The organism is Photobacterium gaetbulicola (assembly GCF_003025515.1).
Taxonomy (GTDB): Bacteria; Pseudomonadota; Gammaproteobacteria; order Enterobacterales; family Vibrionaceae; genus Photobacterium; species Photobacterium gaetbulicola.
On the sequence record NZ_PYME01000035.1, the window covers coordinates 33,501 to 57,317 of the forward strand.

Genomic DNA, 23,817 nt, shown 5'->3' on the forward strand with positions numbered 1-23,817 from the left:
TTACGCTGAGCGGTCCAGAAACGATATTTGGTTTTATTTATTGCTGTAATCAGTATTTTCTAACATGCCAGCGAGGTGGGGGCAGATGTCTATCAAGATCATTCAAGGTGATATCACATCGGCTGCCGTAGATGCGATAGTCAATGCCGCCAATCCAACCATGTTAGGGGGCGGCGGGGTCGACGGAGCTATTCATCGTGCAGCGGGCCCGCAGTTGTTGGAAGCGTGCCGCAAGGTTCCCGTTATCAACGGGGTGCGCTGCCCATTCGGAGAGGCGAGGATCACCACTGCTGGAAAACTACCAGCAAAATTCGTGATACACACCGCGGGGCCAATTTATTCACAATCCGCAGTTCCAGCAGAGGTGCTGGCTTCCTCGTACCGTAATGCTTTGCGGCTAGCACTGGGTAATGGATGTAAGAGTATAGCGCTACCCGCAATATCATGCGGTGTTTACGGTTATCCTCTGGATGAAGCGGCTAAAATTGCAGTTAACGTGTGTTTGGAAGGAGAATTCAAATGCTTAGATAAGATTTTTTATTTATTCAGTGAAGAAGTTGCGAATGTATGGTTGCGAGAATTAAATCGAAGTATGTGAGATTGCTTTGATATAGTGAGCTATAAACAGGATTAGCCACAAACTATCCCCAGAAAATGTGGATAACTCTTTTTATTGCCTGGGCAAATACATTGGTCGTTATTTGGCGGGCTGGGGAAATGTTTTGTAAATCAACGTTATTATGTATTGTATGTGGTTTTTAAGTCTATGTTAATGGCTGGTTTTCCGTTTTCTTTTAGTGTTTAATTCTGTTTCAGTTATCGAAAACGCTTGTTTCGTCAGGTTTTCGCCATTAGTATCTACGCCGAATTTTACCTTTTTGGAGATACTTGAATGGACTTTATCGTCGAAGTGCTGGGCTGGACCAGTGTCGCTTTTTACATCTCACTGACTATTTTTAATAGTATGAAAGCAACACGCTTTGCTGCGTTTGGTTCTGCTGCGAACGATACGGTTTGGGCTTTGTTGATGGGCTGGTATCCAAAGGTAATCCTTAACCTTGCAGTAGCGAGTATTAACACTTACCGCTACGCAAAAGATTTCATGAGCGTATCCAAGACATTGCTGATTGCTCTAGGTAGTGTAATGGCTGCAGGTATTGGTTATATCCTCTATGTTGCGGTGTCTTCATTTATTAGTGAACCAACGCTGGCAGTAGGGTTTCAGTTTTTGGACTTGGGTATTATCCTGACAGCTATCTATATGACTAGCTTGCGTAAATACCGCGTACTTATGCTGATGTCTGGCTTTGTCGGTATGGTTGGTTACTATGGCAACCCTCAGATGATGATCATTAAGGCGTTGGTGATTGGCATCATGTCTTATAAGCTATCCAAAAATCAAGACGACAGCTCGCAAGCCGTTGCCGCCCAGTCTTAAGAGTATGTATTGAATAAGCCCCGGTACCGTTAAGGTGCCGGGGCTTTTTTATGGAAAATGCTTTGATGATAGAGCCGTGAATGACTGCTCTAACATGGTATGAGAGTTAAAACTCAGCCTCGACTTGGAATGTCATCGGCTCACCGGTAATCGGGTGGCTGAGCTCCAATCGCTCTGCATGCAGGTGCAGGCGGTTGGCTTTGACGCCATACAGGTCGTCACCAATGATTGGCATGTTTAGCCCCAAAGAGTGGGCGCAATGAACTCGTAGCTGATGAGTTCGGCCGGTTTTCGGGTACAGATGCAACTTGGTGTGCTTGTCGGTGCGGCTGATCACTTCCCACTTGGTTTCGGCAGGTTTTCCGTACTCGTGGCAGATCAGCTGGCGTGGTCGGTCATCAAGATCGCCCCGCATCGGTAAGTTGATGTAACCGGTATCGTTCTCCAACACTCCATCAATCAAAGCGGTGTAGCGTTTCTTGACCGTGCGCTGGATAAATTGCTTCTGCAGGCTCTTGTTGGCCCGTTTGGATATCGCAATGACCATCAAACCCGATGTCGACATATCCAAGCGATGGACAATTAATGGCCCCGTGGCATCAGGAAATTGATGCTTCATCCGCAAGTACACCGAGTCTTCAATGGTTTTCCCTGGTACAGACAAAAACTCAGCAGGCTTGTTGACCACTGCCATATCATCATCTTGATAGATAATCTCAACGCTTTTCCCTTCCGCTGGGTTAGTTAGCAACGGGTTGTCGTCAAGAGCCATACCTTCGAGCATATGGGTAAGGATCGGCTGGCATTTACCCTGACATGCAGGGTAGTAATGCTTGTGGCGACGTATTTCAGATTTCGGCGAACACCCCCACCAAAACTCAGCCATCGCCAATGGTGTCATGTTGTGTTTGAACGCGTAATGTAGCAGTTTTGGGGCTGCACACTCACCGGCGCCTGCGGGCGGGACACCTTGCGCAGTGCCGGTGAAGAGTTCGCCAAGGCATTTCTCTCTACCATGGATATTGAGAAAACGGTATTGTTCAAACAACCACTGTTGTAAAGATGAAGACAGATTACGGCGCTCTTCAATCAGTGGGTCAATGACATTCTGCAATTGATCGAGTTGCTGCTGCTTATTGGCAATTTCAGCCTCCCAGTAGAGCTTGAGATCGCGCAGTTGGAGTTTTTCAATCACACTTTCTTGGCTGAGCTGTTTTTTCAGCTTATTGCGTACTTCAGGAGTAAGTTCGGCACTATCAGCACGTTTAGCTTTACGTACTTTTCTCGCCTCAATCATGTTACGGCGATGTGTCGCCAGCGCTTCATCGGCCGCGGCTTGAGCCTGCATCAATGCCTGTTTGGCATTGGCTAACTCGGGGTTGGCTTCTAGGCTCCGGATCTGCTGGGTAAGCTCGGTGATTTCGGCTTGGCCGCTGAGGAAAAAGCTGCCTTCTGCGAGCATATCGAAGACAGGTGGGACAAAATGCGGCAACAAGTTTTGGTCGGCCATTTTCCCCGAGAAAGCAGAAAGAAAGCCAATGTCGCCCTGCTGGTTCTTAACCAGCAAAACGCCGAACATTTTCCCGATAGCATTGTTTGTATCACCATCCAGGCCAAAGTTATGCTCCCAGTCGCTTTGCGTCTCAAGGTGCAGTTGGAGTTGTTTGGCGGCAACGAGGCATAGCGGGTGTGGTTCGTAGTAGAACGGGTATGTAAAACGCTCGGGCAGTGAATAGTGCTCGATAGAAGATGTAAAAGGCGTAAAACAGTGTTCCGGTGCGTGCATAAGCTGATCTATGGTGAAGTTATCCGGTCCTACCGCTTCAGTGAGAGGCGATAGGGATTAAGGGCGGCAATTCTACCTGTTCAACGAAGTGAGATCATCTTTGGTGAGGATTTTCAATAACGGCATGTGTAAAGTCGCACCAGTAAGCGTCGCAATGGGGTTGATAGTCAAGACACGCCTGTTTCCACCCCTGCGCTCCAGTTATCAATTGTTGTTTCACTTATCGGCTACACCGCCTTGGGTTAAATGGCGGGGATCCAGCAGTTTCTCCAGTTCGGCTCGGCTGAGATCGGTTTCTTCCTCTGCAACATCGATGATATCGCGTTTCTCTTTGTAAGCTTTTTTGGCTATTTCGGCGGCTTTCAGGTATCCAATAATCGGGTTGAGTGCTGTGACCAAAATAGGGTTTCTGGCAAGGGTGTTATTCAGTGATTCCTGATTCACTTGGAACGAATTAATAGCTTTGTCGGCAAGAAGCTCTAATGAACGGGCGAGCAACTCGATACTTTGCAAGATATTGTAGGCAATGACGGGGAGCATGACGTTGAGCTGGAAATTACCCGACTGACCTGCAATTGAGATGGTTGTGTCGTTGCCAATCACTTGTGCAGCCACCATCGCGGAAGATTCCGGGATAACCGGATTTACTTTTCCCGGCATAATTGAAGATCCGGGTTGGAGCGACTCAAGCTCAATCTCACTCAGCCCGGCTAGTGGACCAGAATTCATCCACCTCAAATCATTACTGATTTTCATCAATGCAACGGCTGCGGTTTTGAGTTGCCCTGATAGGCTGACAATCGCATCCTGGCTACTGATGTTATAGAAGAAATTGTCACTGACCGAAAAATCCACTTCGGTTGACACAGATAGGTTATTGACAAAAATAGCCGGAAATGCGGGAGCTGAGTTGATTCCTGTACCGACAGCCGTCCCTCCCTGACCCAATGCAACAACATTATCCAGTACCATTACGATCCCCTGGCAAGCCTTGCTCAACTGGGTTTGCCAGCCTTCCATTTCTTGCCCAAGGGTGACTGGCATGGCATCCATCAGGTGGGTTCTGCCTGTTTTGGTGATATGACCAACAGCATGAATTTTTTGCTCGAGGGTTTCGATAATGTGCTCAAAGGCTGGAAGTAACTGTTTATGGCAGGCGAGAGCAGCACTGACTTGTATCGCGGTGGGGATCACATCGTTACTGCTTTGCCCCATATTGACGTCATCATTGGCACTCACTGGCTTGTTGAGCTTTTGGGTAGCCAAAGTGGCAATGACCTCATTGGCATTCATGTTTGAGCTTGTCCCTGAGCCCGTTTGAAATATATCGACCGGAAAGTGTTCGAGATGTTGGCCGTCTATGATTTCCTGGCAGCCATCAATGATGGCGTGGGCTTTGTCGAAATCGAGTAACTCCAACTCTAGGTTGCTCCTCGCTGCCGCTTGTTTAATGAAAGCCAGTGCCAGAATGAACAGGTGGGGCATAGGAGTTCCGCTTACCGGAAAGTTATCTACTGCACGCTGGGTCTGAGCGCCATACAACGCCTTGGTTGGGACTTTCACTTCCCCCATGCTGTCAATTTCTTTACGGAATCGTGATGTCATGGTGTCCCCCTACGGAAACAGAAATGAAGGTGTTATCGACAAGCTTAGATGTAATTCATGATATTGAGATAATTTACTGAGAATTGACGTGCCGAGTGGGAACTTTAGTTAGAATCGCGAAAATGAAGCGCTATATACGCATTTTTGGAACCATAATCAGCGTAAAAGAATAAAAATGCGTGATGGGTTTCACACCTTGCTTGTCGTGTAAGCAAGCTATTGCGTTTAGTTTTGATATTATGCGTTGAGTAGTCATAGTTACAGGTGGATGTATGAAAGTGTTGTTCAAGTCTCTGTTGGCGGTGCTCACAGTAAGTAGTTTTGCTCTGCCTGTCTATGCTGATCCGGTAGAGCCTGCAGTATCACCGGAGCTAACGGTGCCAAAGGCAATGCGAATGCTACAAAGTCATGGTTATCACGATTTTCGCAAGATCAAGGTTGAGCGAGATGAACATGAGATTGAAGTAGAAGCCAGGAATGCCGATGGCCATAAAGTCGAAATCGAGATGGATCTATTTAGCGGGAAGATTCTTGCTGTAGAACGTGATTAACGAGCAAGCCTAAACTTTCTTCGATGAAAAGCCGCGCTAACCATGCTGTTGAACAACGGTATTATACGCGGCTTTATTGTTTCAACCCCCTGGATTATTCAAGCAGGGTTGATTTGACCAACATCGCGCAGCTACTCGCCTCTAGTCGGTAACTTCCAGCTGTTTGGCTGCATGACGCGATATTGCTACCGGTGTCTACCAGTACCGAAAATTGGCCGGCAGGAAGCACAATGTTCAATGGTTCAGCTCCTCGGTTGATAGCAACAACCCCTTCGTCTGCCCGGCAAAATATTAGGTGATCTTCTCCTTTGGAGAGGACTGCCATGGGCTGTCCCTGCATCAAGTTATGGAAGGCAATCATTTTGGTCAAAACCGGTTCATTCCAGCAATCTTTCCATCTCGGCGAGCCATTGCTATTGGTAATGTTGCTGGTGTCCAAATCGCTGTAAATTAGCGGTACCCCTCCGTCACGCCCCAAAATGTAGCAGTACGCGAACAGCTCATTGTGTTCGGTCATCACTTGATCCAAAAAGACATCATTGTTGGGAATGTCATGGGTGATAGCAAAGGTAATGGCCCTATCATAGGCTAACGCTTGTCCGACAGAGTAGGGGTTATCAAGCTCAGCAAGAGGTTGTCCTTTCTCAAAGACGTTGTACATTGCATGGAAAAGAGGGAAATCATACGCCCCCAGGCTGGTTCCTTTTAAATATGGGGCGAGGAACAACTCATACTCTTCTTTTGTCGCGCCACCGTCAGTGATGATCTCACCGAAAATATGGACGTCAGCGCTAATATGTTTGTCCCAGACTAATTGAATATGCTCAAGGGTTAAATGCTTGGCTGCATCAATACGGAACCCTTTTATACCTAACTGTTTTAAGCTGTTAATATAACATTTTTGTTGCTTTATTACATTTTGGTTGCATTTTAGTGTCGGCAAGCCGGGATCTTCATTGCCGCCACTGATCCTGCCATGCTGAACCTCCCAAGGATCAGCCCAATTCTTGATGGGAAACGCCTTGATAAAATCCCGTTCAGTAAACAGAGGTTTGGTGATATCTCCGAATAATTTTAGTGTTTCGTACCTGGCTGCTGACTGGTGATACTCATCCAATACCTGCTTAGAGGGGTAATTAAGATCGTGCCTGATCTTTGACTCGTTGGCCATGTGGTTAAAGACAACATCGACATAAACATGCACGTCATGGGCATCCAGTATGGCTGTCATTTTTCTGAAATCGTCGGTGTTGCCCAGCTGGTTGTCTATTACTCGGTAGTCTTGAGGTTGGTAGCGTTGCCACCACTCCGTGCCATCCTCATGTTTGTATGATTTTAGTGGAGGAGAGACAAGGACGGCTTTGTAGCCAGCTTTCGCAATGTCTTTAGCATACTGCGTGACTCGATTATACGGCCAGTCAAAGGCGTGAAGAATGACATTGGTCGCTTTGATTTTCGTCATAGTAGTATCGCTGGTTGTCATGGTTAGTGTCCCTTCAGTGAACTGATCGCAGTCTATCGTGGTGTGATGAAAAAGTATTCAGCTGTTTGATTAAAAAAAGGGGAGGAGGGCAGGGGGAGTAGTTCACAATTATTAATGAACTGTTTAAATAATGCGCGAACTGTAAATAAAAGAATATTTTAATGGTGTTTTTTTGTTGTTTGGTTTATTGATAGTTCTACCACTAAGGATGAGGTGGTAGTAGTTGAAGTAAAAAGCAGTGTTCGAAATGTAATTTTACTATATTTTTGAAATTATTCACCATATTGCACTGAAAGGCTATTCTAATCCCCCATTGGAATATGTTATATATGACTATGATTGCTTACTAACAAGGAGGTACACCATGGCTGGTGTTTTAGGAATGATTTTGGCAGGTGGCGAAGGTTCACGTCTGCGTCCGTTAACAGATACAAGAACCAAACCTGCGGTGCCATTTGGTGGCAGTTACCGCCTTATTGACTTCGCACTTAACAACTTTTTGAATGCTGACCTGATGAAGATTTATGTTCTGACTCAGTTCAAATCTCAATCTCTGTACGTGCACATGAAGAAGGGCTGGAATGTTTCTGGGATCACGGGGCGTTTCATTGATCCTATTCCGGCACAAATGCGGATGGGTAAGCGCTGGTATGACGGCACTGCAGATGCTATCTACCAGAATCTGCGTTTTATTGAACTTGAAGAACCTGATCAGGTTTGTATTTTTGGCAGTGACCACATCTATAAAATGGATGTGAAACAAATGCTTGATTTTCACCAAGAGAAAAAAGCCGAGCTAACGGTGTCTGCCTTGCGCATGCCGGTAAGTGAAGCAAGTGCCTTCGGTGTTATCGAGGTTGATGAAAATGGTTGCATGGTTGGTTTTGAAGAAAAGCCCGCTAACCCTAAGTCAATTCCTGGTGACCCAGAGCATGCACTGGTATCGATGGGTAACTACATCTTCGAAAGGGAAACCTTGTGTAAGGAGCTGGAAGAAGATGCGATTGATGAAAACTCAAGTCACGATTTCGGCAAGGACATCATTCCGAAATTATTCCCACAAGGGACGGTTTTTGTCTACGACTTCACAACCAATATTATCCCTGGAGAGAAAACAGCGGGTTACTGGCGTGATGTAGGTACGATCGAGTCTTACTGGCAGGCGCACATGGATCTGCTTTCGGAAGACGCGCCGTTCTCGCTTTATAACCGTCAGTGGCAACTACACACCTATTACCCACCGCTACCACCTGCGACCGTTCTAGATAGCGATGATTGTAAAGTCGATATCAACAACTGTATGATTTCGGCTGGTAGTTATATCCGTGGTGCTAAAGTACACAGGTCTGTGCTGGGTTTCCGTACCAATGTAGATCATGACACCACTATCAGTGAGTCAGTGATCTTAGGTGATGTAAAGATCGGTGCTAACTGTTCTATCCGTCGCGCGATTATTGACAAGAATGTGATGATTGCTCCGGGAACAGTGATTGGTGAGAATCTGGAAGAAGACAAGAAGAAGTACCACGTATCAGACGAAGGGATTGTTGTGATACCAAAAGGAGCAAAAATTGGTTACTAGGAAGAAATCTAACTCTAAGCCACTGCAAATCTTGTTTGTAGCTTCAGAGGTAGACGGATTGGTCAAAACCGGAGGTTTGGCCGATGTCGCCAAGTCATTGCCCGCGGCCTTAAAGGAACTAGGGCATGATGTGCGAGTGGTGATGCCTCTTTACCGTAGGGTACCAAATGCAGCTGAAGCGGTTGAATTGCTTGATGCTGAGCTGGTGGCATCAACCCAGCCGCAGGCGGTATCGTATAAAGTCAAACAGCTTCACAATGGTGATGTACCGGTATATACCATTGACGCACCAGAGTATTTTGACCGTCCTGAACTGTATGCAGAAAATAATGAAGGTTACCGTGATAACGGAGAGCGTTTCGCTTTCTTTAGTGCTGCAGCCTTGGATATGTGTGAAAAACTGGGTTTCCAGCCTGATGTTGTACACTGTAACGATTGGCACACCGGCCTGGTCCCGTTCTTACTCAAAACGCGTTATGCTGATGATGCGTTTTACGCCAATACACAAAGCGTTATCACTATCCATAATGCAGTGTTCAAGGGCACCTTCAATTACGACCAGTACAGTTTGATCCCTGAATTGATACAGAAGCGTTACCTGCAACTTGAAGAGGGTGCGGCGAATATCAGTATGCTCAAAGCGGGTGTGGCATTTGCCGATAAAGTTAATGCCGTAAGTCCCAACTATGCCAAAGAATTGCTTACAGAGCTTGGTTCGCACGGTATGGCGAGCGACTTCCTGTGCCGTTCTGATGTGCTTTACGGTATCGTCAATGGTTGTGATTATGGCGACTGGAGCCCGGAAACGGATCCATATATCAAGCAGCGCTTCAAAGCTAACAAAGTCAGTCTTGCACGCGGCAAGAAAGCGTGTAAACGTGATTTGCAGCAACAGGTGAATCTGCCGCTGCAAGATGTGCCTGTATACGGTATGGTTTGTCGTCTTACTGAGCAAAAGGGGATTCAATACCTTCTGCCTATTCTGCGTGACTTCTTGGTGAACGATGTGCAGTTGGTTTTGGTGGGTAGCGGTGATCCGAAATTGGCAGATGCGCTACGTGAAGTCAGTGACGATTTTGCCGACAAGTTTGCCTTTATTGAAGCCTATGACAACCCGTTGGCACATTGTGTTGAAGCTGGCTCTGATTTCTTCCTGATGCCATCACAGTTCGAGCCTTGTGGTTTGAACCAGATCTACAGCCTTGCCTACGGTACATTACCGATTGTACGTGGGGTGGGGGGCCTAAAAGATACCGTTATTGATTACGATGCCACGCCGCAGTTTGCGACAGGCTTTGTCTTCGACGCTCCGACACCAGAGGCACTTCTGATCAAGATGCAACGCAGCCTGCTTCTTTACTGCCAGCGTCCTCAGGAGTTCAAGCGCTTGCAGCAAAATGCGATGGCGTGCCGTTTTGAGTGGAAAGATGCCGCCGAGCAATACTTGCGGATGTACCAAGGTGAAGAAGAAACGGTACTTGAAAAAAAGCAGTCTGAGAATGCCTAGCGGTTTGATCTAGAAATGCTTAATTGGTGATAAAGCCCTCATACAGAGGGCTTTTTTTGTGGTGTCTGGCTGTATGCAATAGTGCAGGCTTCGAACCGTGCAAATGGCTATTTGGGGTCTATGCACTTTTCGTCCATGCAGCATTCATCTTTAAGAAAACCGATGACAGAGTCAAGCTGCTCATATTCTGCGACACAATATAAGGTGCGGCCTTCGCGGCGTTGGATGAGAAGACCTGCTGAAACAAGGCTTGCAATATGATGGGAAAGCGTAGAGCCTGGAATCGCGAGTTTTTCCTGTAAGCTGCCTACCGGAATTCCTTGAAAGCCAGCACGAACAACAGCTTTATAAATGCTTAGACGAGTCGGGTGACCCAGCTCTTTGAGTGCCTTTGCGACAACTTCGATTTCCATAGTTGTTTATTCCAGAAAGAAACTTGATTCGATATTACTGGAAGGATTTCTTCTTCGCCAGAGAAAGTGAGAAAATCTAGCTTGGAAGGAGAGTATGGATGAAATCAGGATAACCCAGGCTGTTAAAAAGAACGCAGAGGCTAGCCATTTGCTGTTTTTCTGTTATCATCGCGAGAAATGAATTTTATAAACAGGAGAGAAAGATGATTGTATTACGTACCCACTCGGCAAAGACTGCGAAGCCAATACATTAAGCGTTTTAGTGCTGATATTAACTAAACAAGCATCAGCAACAATGAACTAACCGCTTTTCCACTTCCTTTCTCTTGCCCGGTGTCACTCTACCCGGGGTCCATATAAACGTATTTGACCCTAAGTTCTCTTTGAGGCGCATTATCAGAGCCATCCCTGTATTGGCTTGTGCGTGGGGAAAATAATGAATTCAATGATTACACTTAGCCAACTTGGTTGGCAACCAGTCTTTCAACAGCAACTAACGCTTGAAGACTATGAACAAGCAGAAATTGCCCGCATTTTAGCGCATCACCGCAATGGCTATGCCCTGCAGACAGAAGCTGGCTCGGTTTTGCTTGAGATCCACCACTCTTTGCCGACAATGACAGTCGGGGACTGGGTACTGATTGATAGCGATAACCGCTTTATTCGTCTTTTGGAACGCGTTTCGTTATTTAGTCGAAAGGCCGCGGGAGCTAAGGTTGCCGAGCAGTATATCGCCTCGAATGTCGATACGCTGTTTATCGTCTGCTCTTTAAACCAGGATTTTAACTTAAGTCGTATTGAGCGCTATTTAGCAATTGCCCGTGAAGCCAATGTTGAGCCTGTCGTGATCCTGACCAAAGCGGATTTGTGTGAAGATGGCGATGTTAAACGCAAACAAGTACAAGCCCTTGACCCAATGCTGATGGTCGAGATGCTTAATGCGTTGGATGTATCATCATATAAGGCTTTACAGTCATGGTGCCGGATAGGTAAGACAATCGCATTTATGGGGTCGTCCGGTGTGGGCAAATCAACTCTGGTCAATACGTTGATGGGGGGCGAGGTTCAGCAAACGAGCTCTATCCGCGAAGATGACAGTAAAGGGCGCCACACGACAACGTCACGTTCATTGCACTTTATGCCTTCCGGAGCTGTGTTAATTGACACTCCCGGAATGCGCGAGTTGCAACTGACGGACTGTGAAAGTGGTGTGCATGAAACCTTTGCTGATATTGAAGCGCTCAGCAAGCACTGCCGCTTCAGTGATTGCCAGCATCAATCTGAACCTGGTTGTGCTATTCAACAGGCATTGGAAAGCGGAGAGGTAGATGAGCGGCGACTGCACAACTACTTCAAGCTGCTAAGGGAGCAAGCCAGAAATACCGCGACCTTGAGTGAGCTTCGGAATAAAGATAAGCAATTCGGCAAAATGTGCCGTTCAGTACAAAGTCAAAACCGGAAGCACAAGAAAGGCTACTAGGAATATAAGAGATAACAATGTAACGATGAAGCCTTGCTAAGTGGTATAGCAAGGCTTTATTTTTGCTTCAAAGGTAATACTCAATGATGAACATAGATGTATCCACTTTCCTTGATGCGGTTGATCACATCTTCAAAGCCATCAAACGGAATGGCAAAGCAGCCTTCACTTCGGCCCAGCGTGCCATTGTGTTTTAAAAACGCTTCGCTGACATAATCAGCCCCGTGTACCACAATAAAACGGCTTCGGGCCTTGTCGTTTATACCAACCTCGAGTCCATCTATACGAAGTGAATAGCCATTGATGCCAAAATACGTTTCTCCGGTTTTAAACAGGCCTACTGATGATTGATTGGAACCATTAATATTGGAGAAACGTGTTGGCAAGCGGTAACCGGATTGTTTGGCGTGTGCCACTAAGCTTTGGTGCGAGATGTGTCCTGACTCTACATCGACAATGAATAACCTTTCCACCTCTGATGGCAGGGTATAGTCGATAATCGTGAAGCTAGAGGGTGTCTCTCCAAGGCTGTTTGAGCGTGAGATGGCACTTTCGACCAAGAGGGGCTTGAAGTATGGGTGCTCTTTAATAGAAATGCCATGCTGGGGTGAAGAAGACGTGCAGCCCGATAGGATGCTGATAATGATGAGTAGCCTAGCAATATCACAGTAATTCACGTTTCACTCAAAATAATATCAATAGTTATGATTGGTTTATAACGACAAAATATTGTCATACTTAAATATTGATAACGTAGTGATAGCGAGTCGAAAGACTATTGGGAAAGGAAATGTGGGGCACGGCGCTATTTTCGCCGTGCCGTATAATTTAACAAGCAGGGGAAACCTTGTTGTGTTTGTTTTGTTTGCTGGCCCAATAGCCAGCCAACAGTGAGCCGGAAATATTGTGCCAAACGGAGAAGAGAGTGCCGGCAATAGCTGAAGCTGGAGAAAAGAATTTCATGGCTAATGCTGTTGCCAGCCCAGAGTTTTGTAAACCCACCTCGAAGGCGATAGTGCGACAGGTTGACTCTTCAAAGCCGAGTAGACGGCATGAATAATAGCCTGCGGTTAACCCAATTCCGTTGTGGAGGATGACGGCAAGGGCAACCACTGGGCCAATCTGGCTCAGATTATTGGCATTTAGGGCAACCACAATCGCTATTATCAATACGATAGCAACCATTGATATCAATGGCAGTAGGGAATGAATTTTATCAACGGCTTTGTGGGCAAAGGTGTTGATAACAAGGCCAATGCTAACAGGAAGCAACACAATTTTTACTAGACTAATCAGCATCGCTGAAACAGGGACGTCAACGGTTTGACCCAATAAAAGCTCAACAAGCACAGGGGTAACAATGACCCCTAGCAGGGTTGATATGGCCGTCATGGAAATTGACAGGGCGACATTTCCTTTGGCCAGAAAAGCCATAACGTTGGAAGAAGTACCACCAGCGACACTGCCAACTAACACCATACCGACTGTTAACTCAGTACTGAAGCCCAATAGAAAACTGATCAGCAAGGCGGTAACAGGCATGATTAAAAATTGGAGAATTACCCCGATGCCAACCGCTTTTTTGTGCTGAGCCACATTGATAAAATCTTTTGGTGATAAGCTAATGCCCATCGCCAGCATAATACAGGTCAGCAACGGCACAATTTGTGCCTTTAACCCAACAAACAGGTTGGGTGAGATATAAGCAAGTACCGCAAACAGTACAGCCCATGCGGGAAATAATTGGGTGATCCTTCCTATCATTATGGTTTCCTTTTCATTTAATCGAACAATTCTTCGGATAGATTATCAAATGTGTGACAAATATATTTCCATAAAGCCTATTGATAGAAAAGTGAGGAAAGGGAATAAAGAGAAAGATATTACTGAATATGTAAGCTTATAAGAAATATCTCAAATTGAATGTCTAATGTGGATGTAAACGTTTCAATTTAAATTTTTCGCAGAGAATAATACTGGTGGTATGGGGGTAAGGATTGGGGAACAGTGCCACGGATTAACGTGGCACTTTTGAAATGTGGAAGGGTTAAAGTTTTATGCCCATATTTTTATCAATAATTTTATCGAGCTGGCCATTTTCTTCGAGTCCAGCCAAAATCGTATTGATACGTGCTTTGAGCTCGATATCCTTGGGCATCATTGCCGCTATGGTTGATTCTGTGAACTGCTGATCAGGCATAGAGCGGCACAGCTCCTCATGATGCCTGGCACGGTAATCGGCTTCGACGGAGTCAGTGATCATCAGATCGACTGTGCCATCAAGAATGCGGTCGTATACATATTTGTTAGTTGGCTCAACATGCAGTTTGGCCTTTGTTAAGTGAGCACGGGCAAATTGCGCATTCGTGCCGCCCTCGTTAATGACAACTGTCGTCGATGGTTGGTCAATTTTCTCCAGTGTATTGTACTGATCGACGTGCTCGCATAATGTGATAGGGCTTTTCCCGTAACTGTAATAGCTCGAAGAAAAATCAGCATACTCCTGGCGAGCTGCATTAACCGAAATCCCGCTCATGCCAAGGTCGTATTTACCAGCCTTGAAGTCTTCCATCAGGGTTGGCCAACTGGTCGGTACCAAGGTTAATTTTACGCCCAGCTCATCAGCAATGATCGCGGCGAGTTCATGTTCGATTCCGACATAGCTCCCATCACTGAGTTTTTCGGAAAACGGCATGTAGTCGCCGGTCACACCAATGCGGATTTCATTGTTTTGCGTGATTTTATCTAGCGCTTCACCGGCTAATGAAGGCATGGAAACTAGGGTTGCAGCCCCAAGCAAAGTGGCAGTTAAAAATGTTGGCTTCATGTTCACTATCTTATGTTGTGTTTGGTCTGGTCTTTCTTCGTACACTGCTGAAAAAAGGTGTAGCGGGGCTGTGATGGGCCTCTGTCTGCTTTCCAAACCAACATAATTGAACTGGAAAATAAGCGCAAGAGAAAATGTCAATGGCGATGGTGTTTTTGGGTGTTTTGTTTGGTGTAACTATTTCGTTACAGTGTGTTCGGGGAGGGTAGAGATGCGAAGTCGTTGCATTTACGCTTTACGCCAGATGATTACCCATAACAACTTAATCTACCTATCGAATTATCTATAGTGTTGTGTCATTCTAGTGCAACTTATCAATACCTTTGCTGCATGAAATATGACAAAAAAACTGCTTCTACCCATATTTGCTCTTCTTTTATCGACAACTACCTCAGCGACACCGAATAATTTTAGCCATGCCAAAGTGTTAGCGAAGGAGAATGTTTATTTCGACCGTACTGGCAACGGTACGTTTTATTGTGGCTGTAGCTATACCTTCATGGGAAAAAGTGGCGGGCGCGTTGACCTCGATAGCTGCGGTTATGAGGTGCGAAAAAACCAAAACCGAGCCCAACGGATCGAGTGGGAGCACATCGTTCCCGCCTCAAACTTTGGCCGCGCGAGGCAATGCTGGCAGGAAGGTGGCCGTAAAAATTGCGTGAAGAATGATCCTGTTTTTGCTGCTATGGAAGCAGACATGCACAACCTGACACCTTCTATAGGGGAAGTTAATGGTGATCGTTCGAACTTTAACTTCAGCCAGTTCAGTGCTCCGGCCAGTCAATATGGACAGTGTGAGTTTAAAGTTGATTTCAAAAGCCGCTTGGCTGAGCCGAGGGACGAAATCAAAGGCCAGATAGCACGAACCTATTTCTATATGTTTGACCGCTACAACCTAAATATGTCGGACCAGCAACAACGACTGCTGGTTGCGTGGGATAGACAGTTCCCTGTCACTCAATGGGAGCTTGAGCGTAACCGACGTATCGCAGAGCAAATGGGCAATGATAATCCGTTTGTGACAGGGAAGAAGGTGTGGAATATCGGCCATAAGAATAGCGGAGATGGGCTGAAAACATCGTTAACCGGAAGCAAAGAAGCGGATGTTGAACCGCTAGAGCTGATCCGAGGGAACAAGAACAGCAAGGTATATCACCTGCCTGTGGGGTGCCCGAGCTACGATCGGGTGAGCCCAAAGAATGTTGTTGATTTCAAGTCAGAACAAGAGGCCTTATCGGCAGGATATCGCAAGGCCGGCAATTGTTCATAAGTAATATGTAAACATGGCTGGGTTAGCAAACCCAGCCAATAATCATTTTTGTTATGGCACATCCGTACTATGAAAGCATTGTTTGAACGTATTTTGTTCTTCAAAATAGAGAAATGAGATTCCAGCAATTGAGTGTCTCACTTACTTTTCAGACATAAATGCTGAAATCCCAGATTGTTTCTAAATGTAATTTCTTATGCGGTCTCATTTCTAGCTATTTGTATTGGTAAAAATATGTAGCGGAATGGTTTGGCATAAAAGGAGCAAATCTGAGCTTTTCGACAAGAAAATCTAATGGTAATTTTCACTTAATTCAGAAAAATTGATGTATTAAGGAAAGCCATGGAAAGCTTAGTGGTATTGTTAGCTGCGATCTTATGGACTGCCGGGCGGTACTGCGTTAACACAGCTGCGGAATGGCAAGCCAAGGCTTGGTATATCAAAGGCTTGGCTGTAACTTTTGCGCTTTTTCCGGCACTGCTTTTTTTCCATTGGGAGCGGCTCGTCACCTCTGCGGCATATCTGTCCAAAAAACAGATCATAGCCTGCGAAATATCAATGCACCTGTTTCTTATTGTTATGGCCATTCAGAGCCTTATGGGAATCGTGTTTATTGTCAGTTCCTACCAGGCTAAGAAAAGTCAAAACGATTAGTACATTTTAGCGGTGATCTAAGCCGCTTATTCTTTCTCCGGTACTCTTGTTGCTGGAAGGCTGATCAACCCTGTACCGGCATCTCGGATCAGGTTTACGGGTGATAGGAGTACGCCTTTTACTGCGCCTTGTGTCGCTTGTTGAGTCAGCTGTTCACTTTTTTCTACTATCTCATCGGTTTTCGCTAGCATAATCGGTACATCATTTCGCAATTGCTCTGATTCAGCAATGATCGCGGGGATGGTGGTTTTCCTATACCCCTTGCTTTCAATGATGACGGCCGGAATGACATTGGTTCGATATTGTTTTAGTTCATCTAAGGCGACAGGCAGCGTGGTGCTGTTTACCGTCTCGACTGTTTGCACCAGTAATGGAATGGTTTCACTGCGGATGACTTTGACTTCATCTAAAAGCATTGGAATTTTATTGTCTACTGAGGCAACCGTTTTATTTACCCCATCGATAGTGGCCTTGATATCATCAGCAAGATCCAATGCCTGTGGTGATAATTCTTCAAAGGTTTTTGCCAGTAATAACCATTGTTCAATTTCAAGTTTGTCTGCAGTCGTGTTGATTTCAGCCATCATTTGCGGATAGGTATCAACGACCTTATTAATCGTATTGGTAAAAGAATAGATAGTATACCCCAAATAAAAAATTGAAGTAGCAAGAACAAGCTGTATCGCGGTGCCCAATCGGTTTTGCATAATTATGTCCATGTTGTCTGACTCAAATTAACAAATTATAAGCTTTTACATGTAGATTAGCATGAAAACAATGTGTTACGACACATTGACGCTTTACGCCCGTTAATTGACACTTCGTGATCTTTATACAGAAAAATATATTTAAATTGCATGTGAGTTTTTGCTTTTGTTTGATTAGAGTTATTACACTATATGAAGGGTAATACATGTATAAAGCACGATTTTGATGGTTACTGAAGGGGCCATGCAATATCTAGTGCACAAGCATTAATTTATCCGCCAACTTGCATATTTAGAGGCCTAATTGCACGTATTAGGTTGCATTTTATTACAGAAACAAACCATCACCCCTTAACAATAATTAACAAAAGTAGGTAAAAATGAAAAATTCCATTTTATTGCTCTCTATACTGCTGCCGATGGCTTCTTACGCGTTGGAAAGTGAACTGCTGACGCCGGAGTCAATTACCGCTGAGGACGTCAAAAGTGTCCAGTCATCTGAAACATACACATATGTCAGGTGCTGGTATCGTACAGGTGCTAGTCATGATGACTCGGCTACGGAGTGGGAGTGGGCATTGAATGACGACGGCAGTTATTTCACGATTCCAGGTTATTGGTACTCATCTGTTTCCTTTAAGAACATGTTTTATACCAGCGAGTCCCAGGACAATATCAAGCAGCGTTGCGATGAGACACTGGGCGTTACGCATGAGGTAGCCGACATTACATATTTTGCAGCTGATAATCGTCTCTCTTACAACCATTCAATTTGGACCAATGACAAAGAATCCCAGCCTGCAGCTATCAATAAAATGGTGGTATTTGGTGACAGCCTGTCGGATACCGGCAATATGTTTAACGGCTCCCAGTGGGTTTTTCCAAACCGGGACTCGTGGTTCTTAGGCCATTTTTCCAATGGCTTTGTCTGGACCGAATACCTTGCTCAAAACAAGAACATTCCACTGTATAATTGGGCTGTGGGTGGCGCGGCAGGTACAAACCAGTACATTGCACTTACCGGTGTTTATGATCAGGTAACCTCATATCTGACTTATATGAAAATGGCGAAAAACTACCAGCCAGAAAACACCTTGTTTACGCTGGAATTCGGCTTGAATGATTTTATGAACTACGACCGCGAAGTGCCAGAAGTCAAAGCCGATTATAGCGCAGCGATGATACGCCTGACGGATGCTGGGGCGCAAAATATCTTGTTGTTGACGCTACCTGATGCAACCAAAGCACCTCAGTTTAAGTATTCAACACAGGAACAAGTGCTGTTGGTGAGACAAAAGATTGAAGAGTTTAACCAATATATTCGCGAACAGGCCGAGTACTACCAAAGCAAAGGCATCAACGTGGCATTGTTTGACGCGTACAGCCTGTTCGAAGCGATCACCAGTAACCCGCAGCAACATGGCTTCCATAATGCGTCAGAGCCTTGTTTGAATATCAACCGTAGCTCAGCCTTGGATTACCTCTACAGTCACAGTTTGACAAACGAATGTGCTTATTACGGTTCTGATTCGTATGTATTTTGGGGGGTGACACATCCGACGACAGCCACGCATAAATACATTGCCGATCGTATCCTTGAGACGGTGATTAACCAGTTTACCTTCTAAGGGCTCACTTTAACTTTTTTAGATCAGCCTCGGAATAGTGAAGGGCAGTGCTGATAGCAAATATAAAGGAAAAATTGGCAATGTTAAGAGACGAACATTGCCAATTTTATTATCGAACTACAGATAACGTATTCTGATGCTTGCACCAAGTATGAGTTAGGTACAGAGGAACACTCCCGTGGGATTTGATTAAGTTACTTTAGCTTACATTTATCAGGTAAGACTTTTTTGTCCTTTGCTTTCCTATTCTTTAATATTCGCGGCGTTTATTTTTTAGCTGTAGAGTGCAGTATGAATCGCCAAATTCTTTGTCAAACGTTCCAGTTTGCCGCAACCGCTTTGTTACTTGTTGGTTGTGGCAGCGATAGCGATTCGACAACCATTGACTGTTTTAATCCCGATGTATGGCGTGACGGTGAGCATCTATCAGAGTGGCATTATGCAGGTAATGGACGCCTGGCAGAAAACCAAACTCAGGCCCTCCGCTTTGAGGCGGGGCAATACTATGTGGGTTACAGTGATCTGATCAAGGTTTCGATGATAACTGGCAACGGTGAACCTGCTCTTTATGCCGAATATACATTGCTTGATACGGAAGATAGGCGTGCTGAATTTGTTGGCTATGAAGAGTATATGAGTGGTGAAGTTCAATATTCTGGAGAGTACTCGCCACCAGCTTATTACTTACTTCACGGTGTTGCTGTCGGTGAGCAGGAGGAGCGGGTGAGCTTTCTTGTTGACAGGCGCCATGGTGACGGTGGACGTGAGCAGCATACCGAAGTTAGGCAGGTATTTTCTAATCAAGGCATAGTGACTTTAGAACTACCCGGTGGTGAAGAGCTGCAGGCTTGCCATTTCCGTTTAGACGAGCAGCGTATACACCTCTTAGATGCCGGAGAGAATGAAAGTGGAGTTGGCTATACCGAACTGTGGGTCGATACTGCGACAGGTCTGACAGTTAAGCGCGTCCGAGAGTTTGACTACCAAGGCCCGCGGGGCGCGCTGCAGACTGAGGAACTGCTAATTTCTTATCATATCGATGGGGTGAAAGTGTTCTAATTAATATCTAACATAATGCACAACCCTACTCATTGATTTACCGTTAACTCAAGCTCAACAGTGAAGCCTCTGTCTATAGGCCATGGTTAGCGGGAAAACTGCGCATTATCACGCCTCGCAGTTGGAACCGTCGAAGACAAACGAAGAAACTATATTTCCATTCGAACCATAATATGAAAATCTAACTTCAATATTGTTCAGAAATAAATTGCGGACAAACTCATCGTTGCACGATGCCTTTGCTATTACTGCGGTCATATGATGATCAAACGAATCAACATCAACTTCTTCAGCTTCTAGGTTTACCAATGTATAGCGATACTCATACACATTATCCAACATCCAGCTTGAGTCCAATCTTGTTTCACTATCAATCATCACTGGCAGTTTTTTATTGTTAACTTCTGAAAGCTTTCTTAGGGATTCTTTATACTCAATCAACCTATCTTCAGAGAATGGTAATTTATTTTGATTTATTGCGGCTGCGGATACTTCTGATGGCAATAGCAATGAAAAATAGACAGCACCCGGCTGGAAAACGAAAAGAAATAATATCGCAAAAGTTACGGAATAGTGCTTTATGGATTTTTCCTCAACAAATGTGTTCTTTACACGTTTAGACATAAGCATGTAGGGCACCCAAATCACAATAGTGATCAAGCTTAAAAATATTCCTTTCGTTAGCTCATCCGGTAAAATTATAGGTGACATTATCGATTTAACAGCATACGCATCGACAGACTGCATAATCGGAGTAAAAAATGCCATGAAGATGTATATCTTAGGGAAGTGTTTACTTTTGCTAAAAAACAAATAAACCATATAGATACAGACAGTGAGAGAAAACAAGTTGACGAAAATCTCACAGTATATAAGCTCCCGGTACCATTCAATGTAACCTGGAGAGGCTTCTGCAGCTAAATACCCAACGTTACCTTCCTTTATCAAGGAGGAGAACTTAAATAGTTCACCTAGTAGTCTTATAGGGGAAACAAGTACGCCAAGTGCTATAACAGCAAGCCAGCCTGACAATCCCTTTACTTCACTTTTTGTCATAACATAATCCATGTTTTATATGTGTTCGTGTGCATATTATCACAATCTCGCCTTTAGTGCGGGATGTTTTATAATTAATTGATATAAAACAATTTAACGATTACGCAGCAAATACCAAATAGAATTTACCCGAAAAGAATTTATAGATTGGGCCACGCAAAAAAGTGTTTATTATCTCAATAATAAATAGTGTCTTGATTACAACAGTTTGAGGGGGAAATCAATATGCTATCGGATGGTAAGGAAGTTGGTAACATAGGAGCAATTATCTTGGTTTTTAAATCTTGAATATGTACAGACCAGTGTATGCGTTATGGAATGGAAGTATGCATGAGCCATATATGGGGTCTGTACGTATTGTTCTGTAAGATGGCTGAGGCAGTAACGCCTCGCCCTCTTTAATGACTACTCTACTAGTGAATTTGAACGAATTTTCCCGGTTAAGGTTCCGGATTCACAAGTAATAGTAAAGTCTACAGCAAGTTTCTGGTATTCGATGGGATTACCAGTTTCGCTATTAGCTCCTTCATGTACCATCTCATTTTCCAGAACATCCAATTGTATGCTCGACTCCATACAGTTGGATGTTAGTGATGAACCATCAATCGAGAAGGAAAAATCACCGGTAGTGTTTGGGCCATAATAATCCTTATACACGTAACCGTTGGTCATGTTATCAACGTTTAAGCTATACGACTCTGACAGGTTGTAGCCATTGTCATAAACATTAGCGATGTATGCATCGGAGCTTGTAATGTTACCGGCAGATTCAATCACTTTTATATAGCTTTCATTAGGATCACGCCAGAGGTGGTCAGTTTCATAAGAGATATATGAGTTGCCTTTCAGCGGATCTTCGACCATAAGCGAGACTACATGAATGAATTCTCTACCAAAGGGATCTGTTATTTCAGCTTTGAACTTGTAGATCTCGCCCGGTGTCATTTCTGATGGATCGATTGTCGCTTCTGTTGCGTTGTTCTGGTTCACTTCAATCTGATCGTCTTTTACTATCTGTGTCCAGCTAACAGTGAAATTTTTACTCTCATCAGTAACCTTTACAGGTTTAAGAGTGAATGGTGCAAGATCCCTTATCACCTGATCCTGGTTCACTGAAATTTCATAGACTTCTTCTGTGTTGAAATCAACGCTGGCGTAATCGACACCATCACCGTTTAATAGCCTAAGGGTAAAATTAGCATCGACTGGCAGATCTTTTAGCACCCGAACTGTAACCCATGGGCCATCTGCGGTTACGCTATAATCGTCTGGCGATATTGTGGAATAGTCGTAACGATTATAAAACTCACTGTTAGTTAACTGATCGGGAGTAGGGGCCGGGATTATCAGCAACGTTTGCTCAGGTTTTAACGGATTGTCAGCTGTTTTTACCACCTCTGGTGACTGGTTGCTGTAAAGCTTCGGTTCATCAGAGACATAATAAGAATTAAACTCTCCTGGAGCTGAGGCACGTCTTGACGGAAACGCAATAATCGCGCCGGAAGTCATATCAGACCAGCTTACTTCTACATAATCAGATGAGCCACTTTCTTCAATTTTAGCCCAATCATCGGTGCTGCCAGGACTAACTGAAGCGTAACTACCATTAGCCCCATGAATTTCGTACTTACCTCGAGTTGGGTAACGAAGGATATTTCCCTGCAAAGCCTCTGATGTACGTAGAGCCAGAGAGCCTTTAAAAATATGGGGTGCGGTGATATCTGCGTAAGCCGTTGCGGAATATGTTCCTAACATATAGTCAAGAACCTTAACCACTTCACTATTGGAAAAATAGAGCGGTATTTCATTTACGTAAATAGCTTCGTTACCCCCCAAAGCCATTGTTAGTTTTACCTGGTGGCTTGATTCAAGCTCCTGAGTAACAGAAGCGTTATATTTAATCGTATATTGCTGACCATACTGATCGTAATTGAGCACACCTGTATCAAGCTCACCTTTAAACTCTAGGTATTGGCCTTGTTTGCTCAAACTGTCAAATGTAGCAGTGACGGAGCCAGTAATTTTCTCTTTGCCGGTTATATCACATTCGTTCAGTTCAATGGTTAATACCGAGTCGATAAGACTTGCAGAAAAGCTACCTATTTCCGAGGAGCTAGTGTTACAGTCATCCGATATCTTACCTTCTTTAGCTGATAACTGATGCAACACACTAATGATAAAGTTGCTCATTGCCACTGGCTGTTCCAACGTTTCAAGGCTGATAGCGGCAACCTCAGCACTTTCTTTACTTAAGGTTGCCCCCTCCTTAGAGCCAACGCCACCGCCGCCTCCACAGCCATTGATCAGCCCAACCAGTACCGCCATTGTCAGCAATTTATTCTTCATTATTAATAGTCTCACTTAATACACTGTTATTTATGACTCTTATTTGTCAGATAATTCGCATCTATCCCTTTCAATCGGATGTTAACGAAACAAGCCAGTTCGCACTTGATTTCTATCGGTGTTCAAAACACCGAGCAAGATATCGCAACTAGTCATATACAGAATGTGATAGAGCTAAAACTCTAAAAAATAGAGGGTAGAAGTGGCTTTGGATTGGGGCAAAAACTGTGTGACGAACGTAACACGGAAAGGCTTATACATTTCTTATCATAGTGCACAGAGAAAAATGTAGTTGCTGTGACCTGCCCCCAATAACTAATCCAGCACCTCTTTAGTAATGTCAGTTACATTGCTGTTGTTTAGCCCTGAACGTGTTAGTACTGCAAATTCAGAGGGGGTTAGGTATCCGATTGATGAGTGGGGGC

The 23,817-nt window shown here is 44.6% G+C and carries 20 protein-coding genes and 1 pseudogene; 11 read left to right on the forward strand and 10 right to left on the reverse strand.

Translation table 11 applies throughout. The features are described from left to right. Nucleotides 1–85: 85 nt before the first annotated feature. Both C9J03_RS22965 and C9J03_RS22970 read left to right on the forward strand, forming a co-directional pair. A complete protein-coding gene (locus C9J03_RS22965) occupies nt 86–598 on the forward strand; it encodes an O-acetyl-ADP-ribose deacetylase (RefSeq protein ID WP_044621271.1) in 513 nt (170 codons plus the stop codon). Between the two features lie 294 nt (nt 599–892). Beyond that, nucleotides 893–1,438, forward strand: a complete 546-nt coding sequence (locus C9J03_RS22970; RefSeq protein ID WP_044621270.1) for a hypothetical protein — start codon at nt 893–895, stop codon at nt 1,436–1,438. A gap of 106 nt (nt 1,439–1,544) precedes the next feature. Here the strand turns inward: C9J03_RS22970 and C9J03_RS22975 are convergent, their stop codons facing one another. Both C9J03_RS22975 and C9J03_RS22980 read right to left on the reverse strand, forming a co-directional pair. Then, entirely contained in the window at nt 1,545–3,224 is a 1,680-nt protein-coding gene (locus C9J03_RS22975) for an RluA family pseudouridine synthase (protein WP_044621269.1), read from the reverse strand. Between the two features lie 216 nt (nt 3,225–3,440). Then, entirely contained in the window at nt 3,441–4,829 is a 1,389-nt protein-coding gene (locus C9J03_RS22980) for a class II fumarate hydratase (RefSeq protein WP_044621268.1), read from the reverse strand. Between the two features lie 272 nt (nt 4,830–5,101). On the opposite strand from C9J03_RS22980, the gene C9J03_RS22985 reads away from it, so the two are divergent. Next, entirely contained in the window at nt 5,102–5,380 is a 279-nt protein-coding gene (locus C9J03_RS22985; RefSeq protein WP_044621267.1) for a PepSY domain-containing protein, read from the forward strand. Between the two features lie 94 nt (nt 5,381–5,474). Here the strand turns inward: C9J03_RS22985 and C9J03_RS22990 are convergent, their stop codons facing one another. After that, nucleotides 5,475–6,842, reverse strand: coding sequence for an alpha-amylase family protein (locus C9J03_RS22990; RefSeq protein WP_044621930.1), 1,368 nt, complete (start codon nt 6,840–6,842; stop codon nt 5,475–5,477). Nucleotides 6,843–7,227: 385 nt separating this feature from the next. On the opposite strand from C9J03_RS22990, the gene glgC reads away from it, so the two are divergent. Further along, nucleotides 7,228–8,445 (forward strand): glucose-1-phosphate adenylyltransferase, encoded by a 1,218-nt coding sequence (gene glgC, locus C9J03_RS22995; RefSeq protein WP_044621266.1) that lies wholly within the window; start codon nt 7,228–7,230, stop codon nt 8,443–8,445. After that, nucleotides 8,435–9,952 (forward strand): glycogen synthase GlgA, encoded by a 1,518-nt coding sequence (gene glgA / locus C9J03_RS23000; RefSeq protein WP_044621265.1) that lies wholly within the window; start codon nt 8,435–8,437, stop codon nt 9,950–9,952. The genes glgC and glgA overlap by 11 nt, the downstream gene beginning before the upstream one ends. A gap of 107 nt (nt 9,953–10,059) precedes the next feature. Here glgA and C9J03_RS23005 read toward each other — a convergent pair whose 3' ends face one another. Then, entirely contained in the window at nt 10,060–10,365 is a 306-nt protein-coding gene (locus C9J03_RS23005; protein WP_039466716.1) for an ArsR/SmtB family transcription factor, read from the reverse strand. A gap of 436 nt (nt 10,366–10,801) precedes the next feature. Here C9J03_RS23005 and rsgA point away from each other — a divergent pair, with 436 nt between their 5' ends. After that, nucleotides 10,802–11,845 carry a ribosome small subunit-dependent GTPase A gene (gene rsgA / locus C9J03_RS23010; RefSeq protein WP_044621264.1) on the forward strand — a complete coding sequence of 348 codons (1,044 nt, stop codon included), beginning with the start codon at nt 10,802–10,804 and terminating at the stop codon, nt 11,843–11,845. An 80-nt stretch (nt 11,846–11,925) separates the two neighbouring features. Here the strand turns inward: rsgA and C9J03_RS23015 are convergent, their stop codons facing one another. From C9J03_RS23015 to C9J03_RS23025, 3 genes are all read right to left on the reverse strand, one after another. Beyond that, nucleotides 11,926–12,522, reverse strand: coding sequence for a murein L,D-transpeptidase catalytic domain family protein (locus tag C9J03_RS23015; RefSeq protein WP_052829631.1), 597 nt, complete (start codon nt 12,520–12,522; stop codon nt 11,926–11,928). Between the two features lie 151 nt (nt 12,523–12,673). Further along, complete coding sequence (locus C9J03_RS23020) at nt 12,674–13,609, reverse strand: bile acid:sodium symporter family protein (RefSeq protein ID WP_044621263.1); 936 nt, start codon at nt 13,607–13,609, stop codon at nt 12,674–12,676. Between the two features lie 283 nt (nt 13,610–13,892). Continuing rightward, on the reverse strand, nt 13,893–14,672 hold the full coding sequence (locus C9J03_RS23025) for a transporter substrate-binding domain-containing protein (RefSeq protein WP_044621262.1): 780 nt from the start codon (nt 14,670–14,672) through the stop codon (nt 13,893–13,895). Between the two features lie 337 nt (nt 14,673–15,009). Between C9J03_RS23025 and C9J03_RS23030 the strand changes: the two are divergent. The 3 genes and pseudogenes from C9J03_RS23030 to C9J03_RS23035 form a co-directional block, all read left to right on the forward strand. Beyond that, nucleotides 15,010–15,693 (forward strand): annotated as a pseudogene (locus C9J03_RS23030) (endonuclease); the annotation flags it as partial. Further along, nucleotides 15,670–15,942, forward strand: a complete 273-nt coding sequence (locus tag C9J03_RS27350; RefSeq protein WP_476704040.1) for a sunset domain-containing protein — start codon at nt 15,670–15,672, stop codon at nt 15,940–15,942. The pseudogene C9J03_RS23030 and the gene C9J03_RS27350, both read left to right, overlap by 24 nt. 342 nt (nt 15,943–16,284) lie before the next feature. Further along, the gene (locus C9J03_RS23035; protein ID WP_044621260.1) at nt 16,285–16,596 is read left to right on the forward strand and encodes a hypothetical protein; all 312 of its coding nucleotides are present in this window, start codon (nt 16,285–16,287) and stop codon (nt 16,594–16,596) included. Nucleotides 16,597–16,622: 26 nt separating this feature from the next. Here C9J03_RS23035 and C9J03_RS23040 read toward each other — a convergent pair whose 3' ends face one another. Continuing rightward, nucleotides 16,623–17,303: a hypothetical protein gene (locus tag C9J03_RS23040; RefSeq protein ID WP_044621259.1), complete on the reverse strand. Its 681-nt coding sequence runs from the start codon at nt 17,301–17,303 to the stop codon at nt 16,623–16,625. Nucleotides 17,304–17,683: 380 nt separating this feature from the next. Between C9J03_RS23040 and C9J03_RS23045 the strand changes: the two genes are divergently transcribed. Continuing rightward, the gene (locus C9J03_RS23045; protein ID WP_044621258.1) at nt 17,684–18,931 is read left to right on the forward strand and encodes an SGNH/GDSL hydrolase family protein; all 1,248 of its coding nucleotides are present in this window, start codon (nt 17,684–17,686) and stop codon (nt 18,929–18,931) included. Between the two features lie 291 nt (nt 18,932–19,222). After that, nucleotides 19,223–19,990: a hypothetical protein gene (locus tag C9J03_RS23050; RefSeq protein WP_044621257.1), complete on the forward strand. Its 768-nt coding sequence runs from the start codon at nt 19,223–19,225 to the stop codon at nt 19,988–19,990. Between the two features lie 108 nt (nt 19,991–20,098). Here the strand turns inward: C9J03_RS23050 and C9J03_RS23055 are convergent, their stop codons facing one another. Together C9J03_RS23055 and C9J03_RS23060 are read right to left on the reverse strand one after the other, a co-directional pair. Further along, nucleotides 20,099–21,046 (reverse strand): DUF2569 domain-containing protein, encoded by a 948-nt coding sequence (locus tag C9J03_RS23055; RefSeq protein WP_052829630.1) that lies wholly within the window; start codon nt 21,044–21,046, stop codon nt 20,099–20,101. A 405-nt stretch (nt 21,047–21,451) separates the two neighbouring features. Continuing rightward, entirely contained in the window at nt 21,452–23,392 is a 1,941-nt protein-coding gene (locus tag C9J03_RS23060) for an acyltransferase (RefSeq protein WP_044621256.1), read from the reverse strand. Nucleotides 23,393–23,817 lie beyond the last annotated feature (425 nt).

What these genes read in the sequence shown, in the direction of transcription:
- C9J03_RS23005 (WP_039466716.1), bottom strand. Translation starts at nt 10,365, where the DNA reads ATGGAAATCGAAGTTGTCGCAAAGGCACTCAAAGAGCTGGGTCACCCG.
- C9J03_RS23035 (WP_044621260.1), top strand. Translation starts at nt 16,285, where the DNA reads ATGGAAAGCTTAGTGGTATTGTTAGCTGCGATCTTATGGACTGCCGGG.
- C9J03_RS22965 (WP_044621271.1), top strand. Translation starts at nt 86, where the DNA reads ATGTCTATCAAGATCATTCAAGGTGATATCACATCGGCTGCCGTAGAT.
- C9J03_RS23045 (WP_044621258.1), top strand. Translation starts at nt 17,684, where the DNA reads ATGAAAAATTCCATTTTATTGCTCTCTATACTGCTGCCGATGGCTTCT.
- C9J03_RS23025 (WP_044621262.1), bottom strand. Translation starts at nt 14,672, where the DNA reads ATGAAGCCAACATTTTTAACTGCCACTTTGCTTGGGGCTGCAACCCTA.
- C9J03_RS22990 (WP_044621930.1), bottom strand. Translation starts at nt 6,842, where the DNA reads ATGACGAAAATCAAAGCGACCAATGTCATTCTTCACGCCTTTGACTGG.
- C9J03_RS23055 (WP_052829630.1), bottom strand. Translation starts at nt 21,046, where the DNA reads ATGACAAAAAGTGAAGTAAAGGGATTGTCAGGCTGGCTTGCTGTTATA.
- rsgA (WP_044621264.1), top strand. Translation starts at nt 10,802, where the DNA reads ATGAATTCAATGATTACACTTAGCCAACTTGGTTGGCAACCAGTCTTT.
- C9J03_RS22980 (WP_044621268.1), bottom strand. Translation starts at nt 4,829, where the DNA reads ATGACATCACGATTCCGTAAAGAAATTGACAGCATGGGGGAAGTGAAA.
- C9J03_RS22970 (WP_044621270.1), top strand. Translation starts at nt 893, where the DNA reads ATGGACTTTATCGTCGAAGTGCTGGGCTGGACCAGTGTCGCTTTTTAC.
- C9J03_RS22975 (WP_044621269.1), bottom strand. Translation starts at nt 3,224, where the DNA reads ATGCACGCACCGGAACACTGTTTTACGCCTTTTACATCTTCTATCGAG.
- C9J03_RS23050 (WP_044621257.1), top strand. Translation starts at nt 19,223, where the DNA reads ATGAATCGCCAAATTCTTTGTCAAACGTTCCAGTTTGCCGCAACCGCT.
- C9J03_RS23020 (WP_044621263.1), bottom strand. Translation starts at nt 13,609, where the DNA reads ATGATAGGAAGGATCACCCAATTATTTCCCGCATGGGCTGTACTGTTT.
- C9J03_RS23040 (WP_044621259.1), bottom strand. Translation starts at nt 17,303, where the DNA reads ATGCAAAACCGATTGGGCACCGCGATACAGCTTGTTCTTGCTACTTCA.
- C9J03_RS22985 (WP_044621267.1), top strand. Translation starts at nt 5,102, where the DNA reads ATGAAAGTGTTGTTCAAGTCTCTGTTGGCGGTGCTCACAGTAAGTAGT.
- glgC (WP_044621266.1), top strand. Translation starts at nt 7,228, where the DNA reads ATGGCTGGTGTTTTAGGAATGATTTTGGCAGGTGGCGAAGGTTCACGT.
- C9J03_RS27350 (WP_476704040.1), top strand. Translation starts at nt 15,670, where the DNA reads ATGGGCAATGATAATCCGTTTGTGACAGGGAAGAAGGTGTGGAATATC.
- C9J03_RS23060 (WP_044621256.1), bottom strand. Translation starts at nt 23,392, where the DNA reads ATGAAGAATAAATTGCTGACAATGGCGGTACTGGTTGGGCTGATCAAT.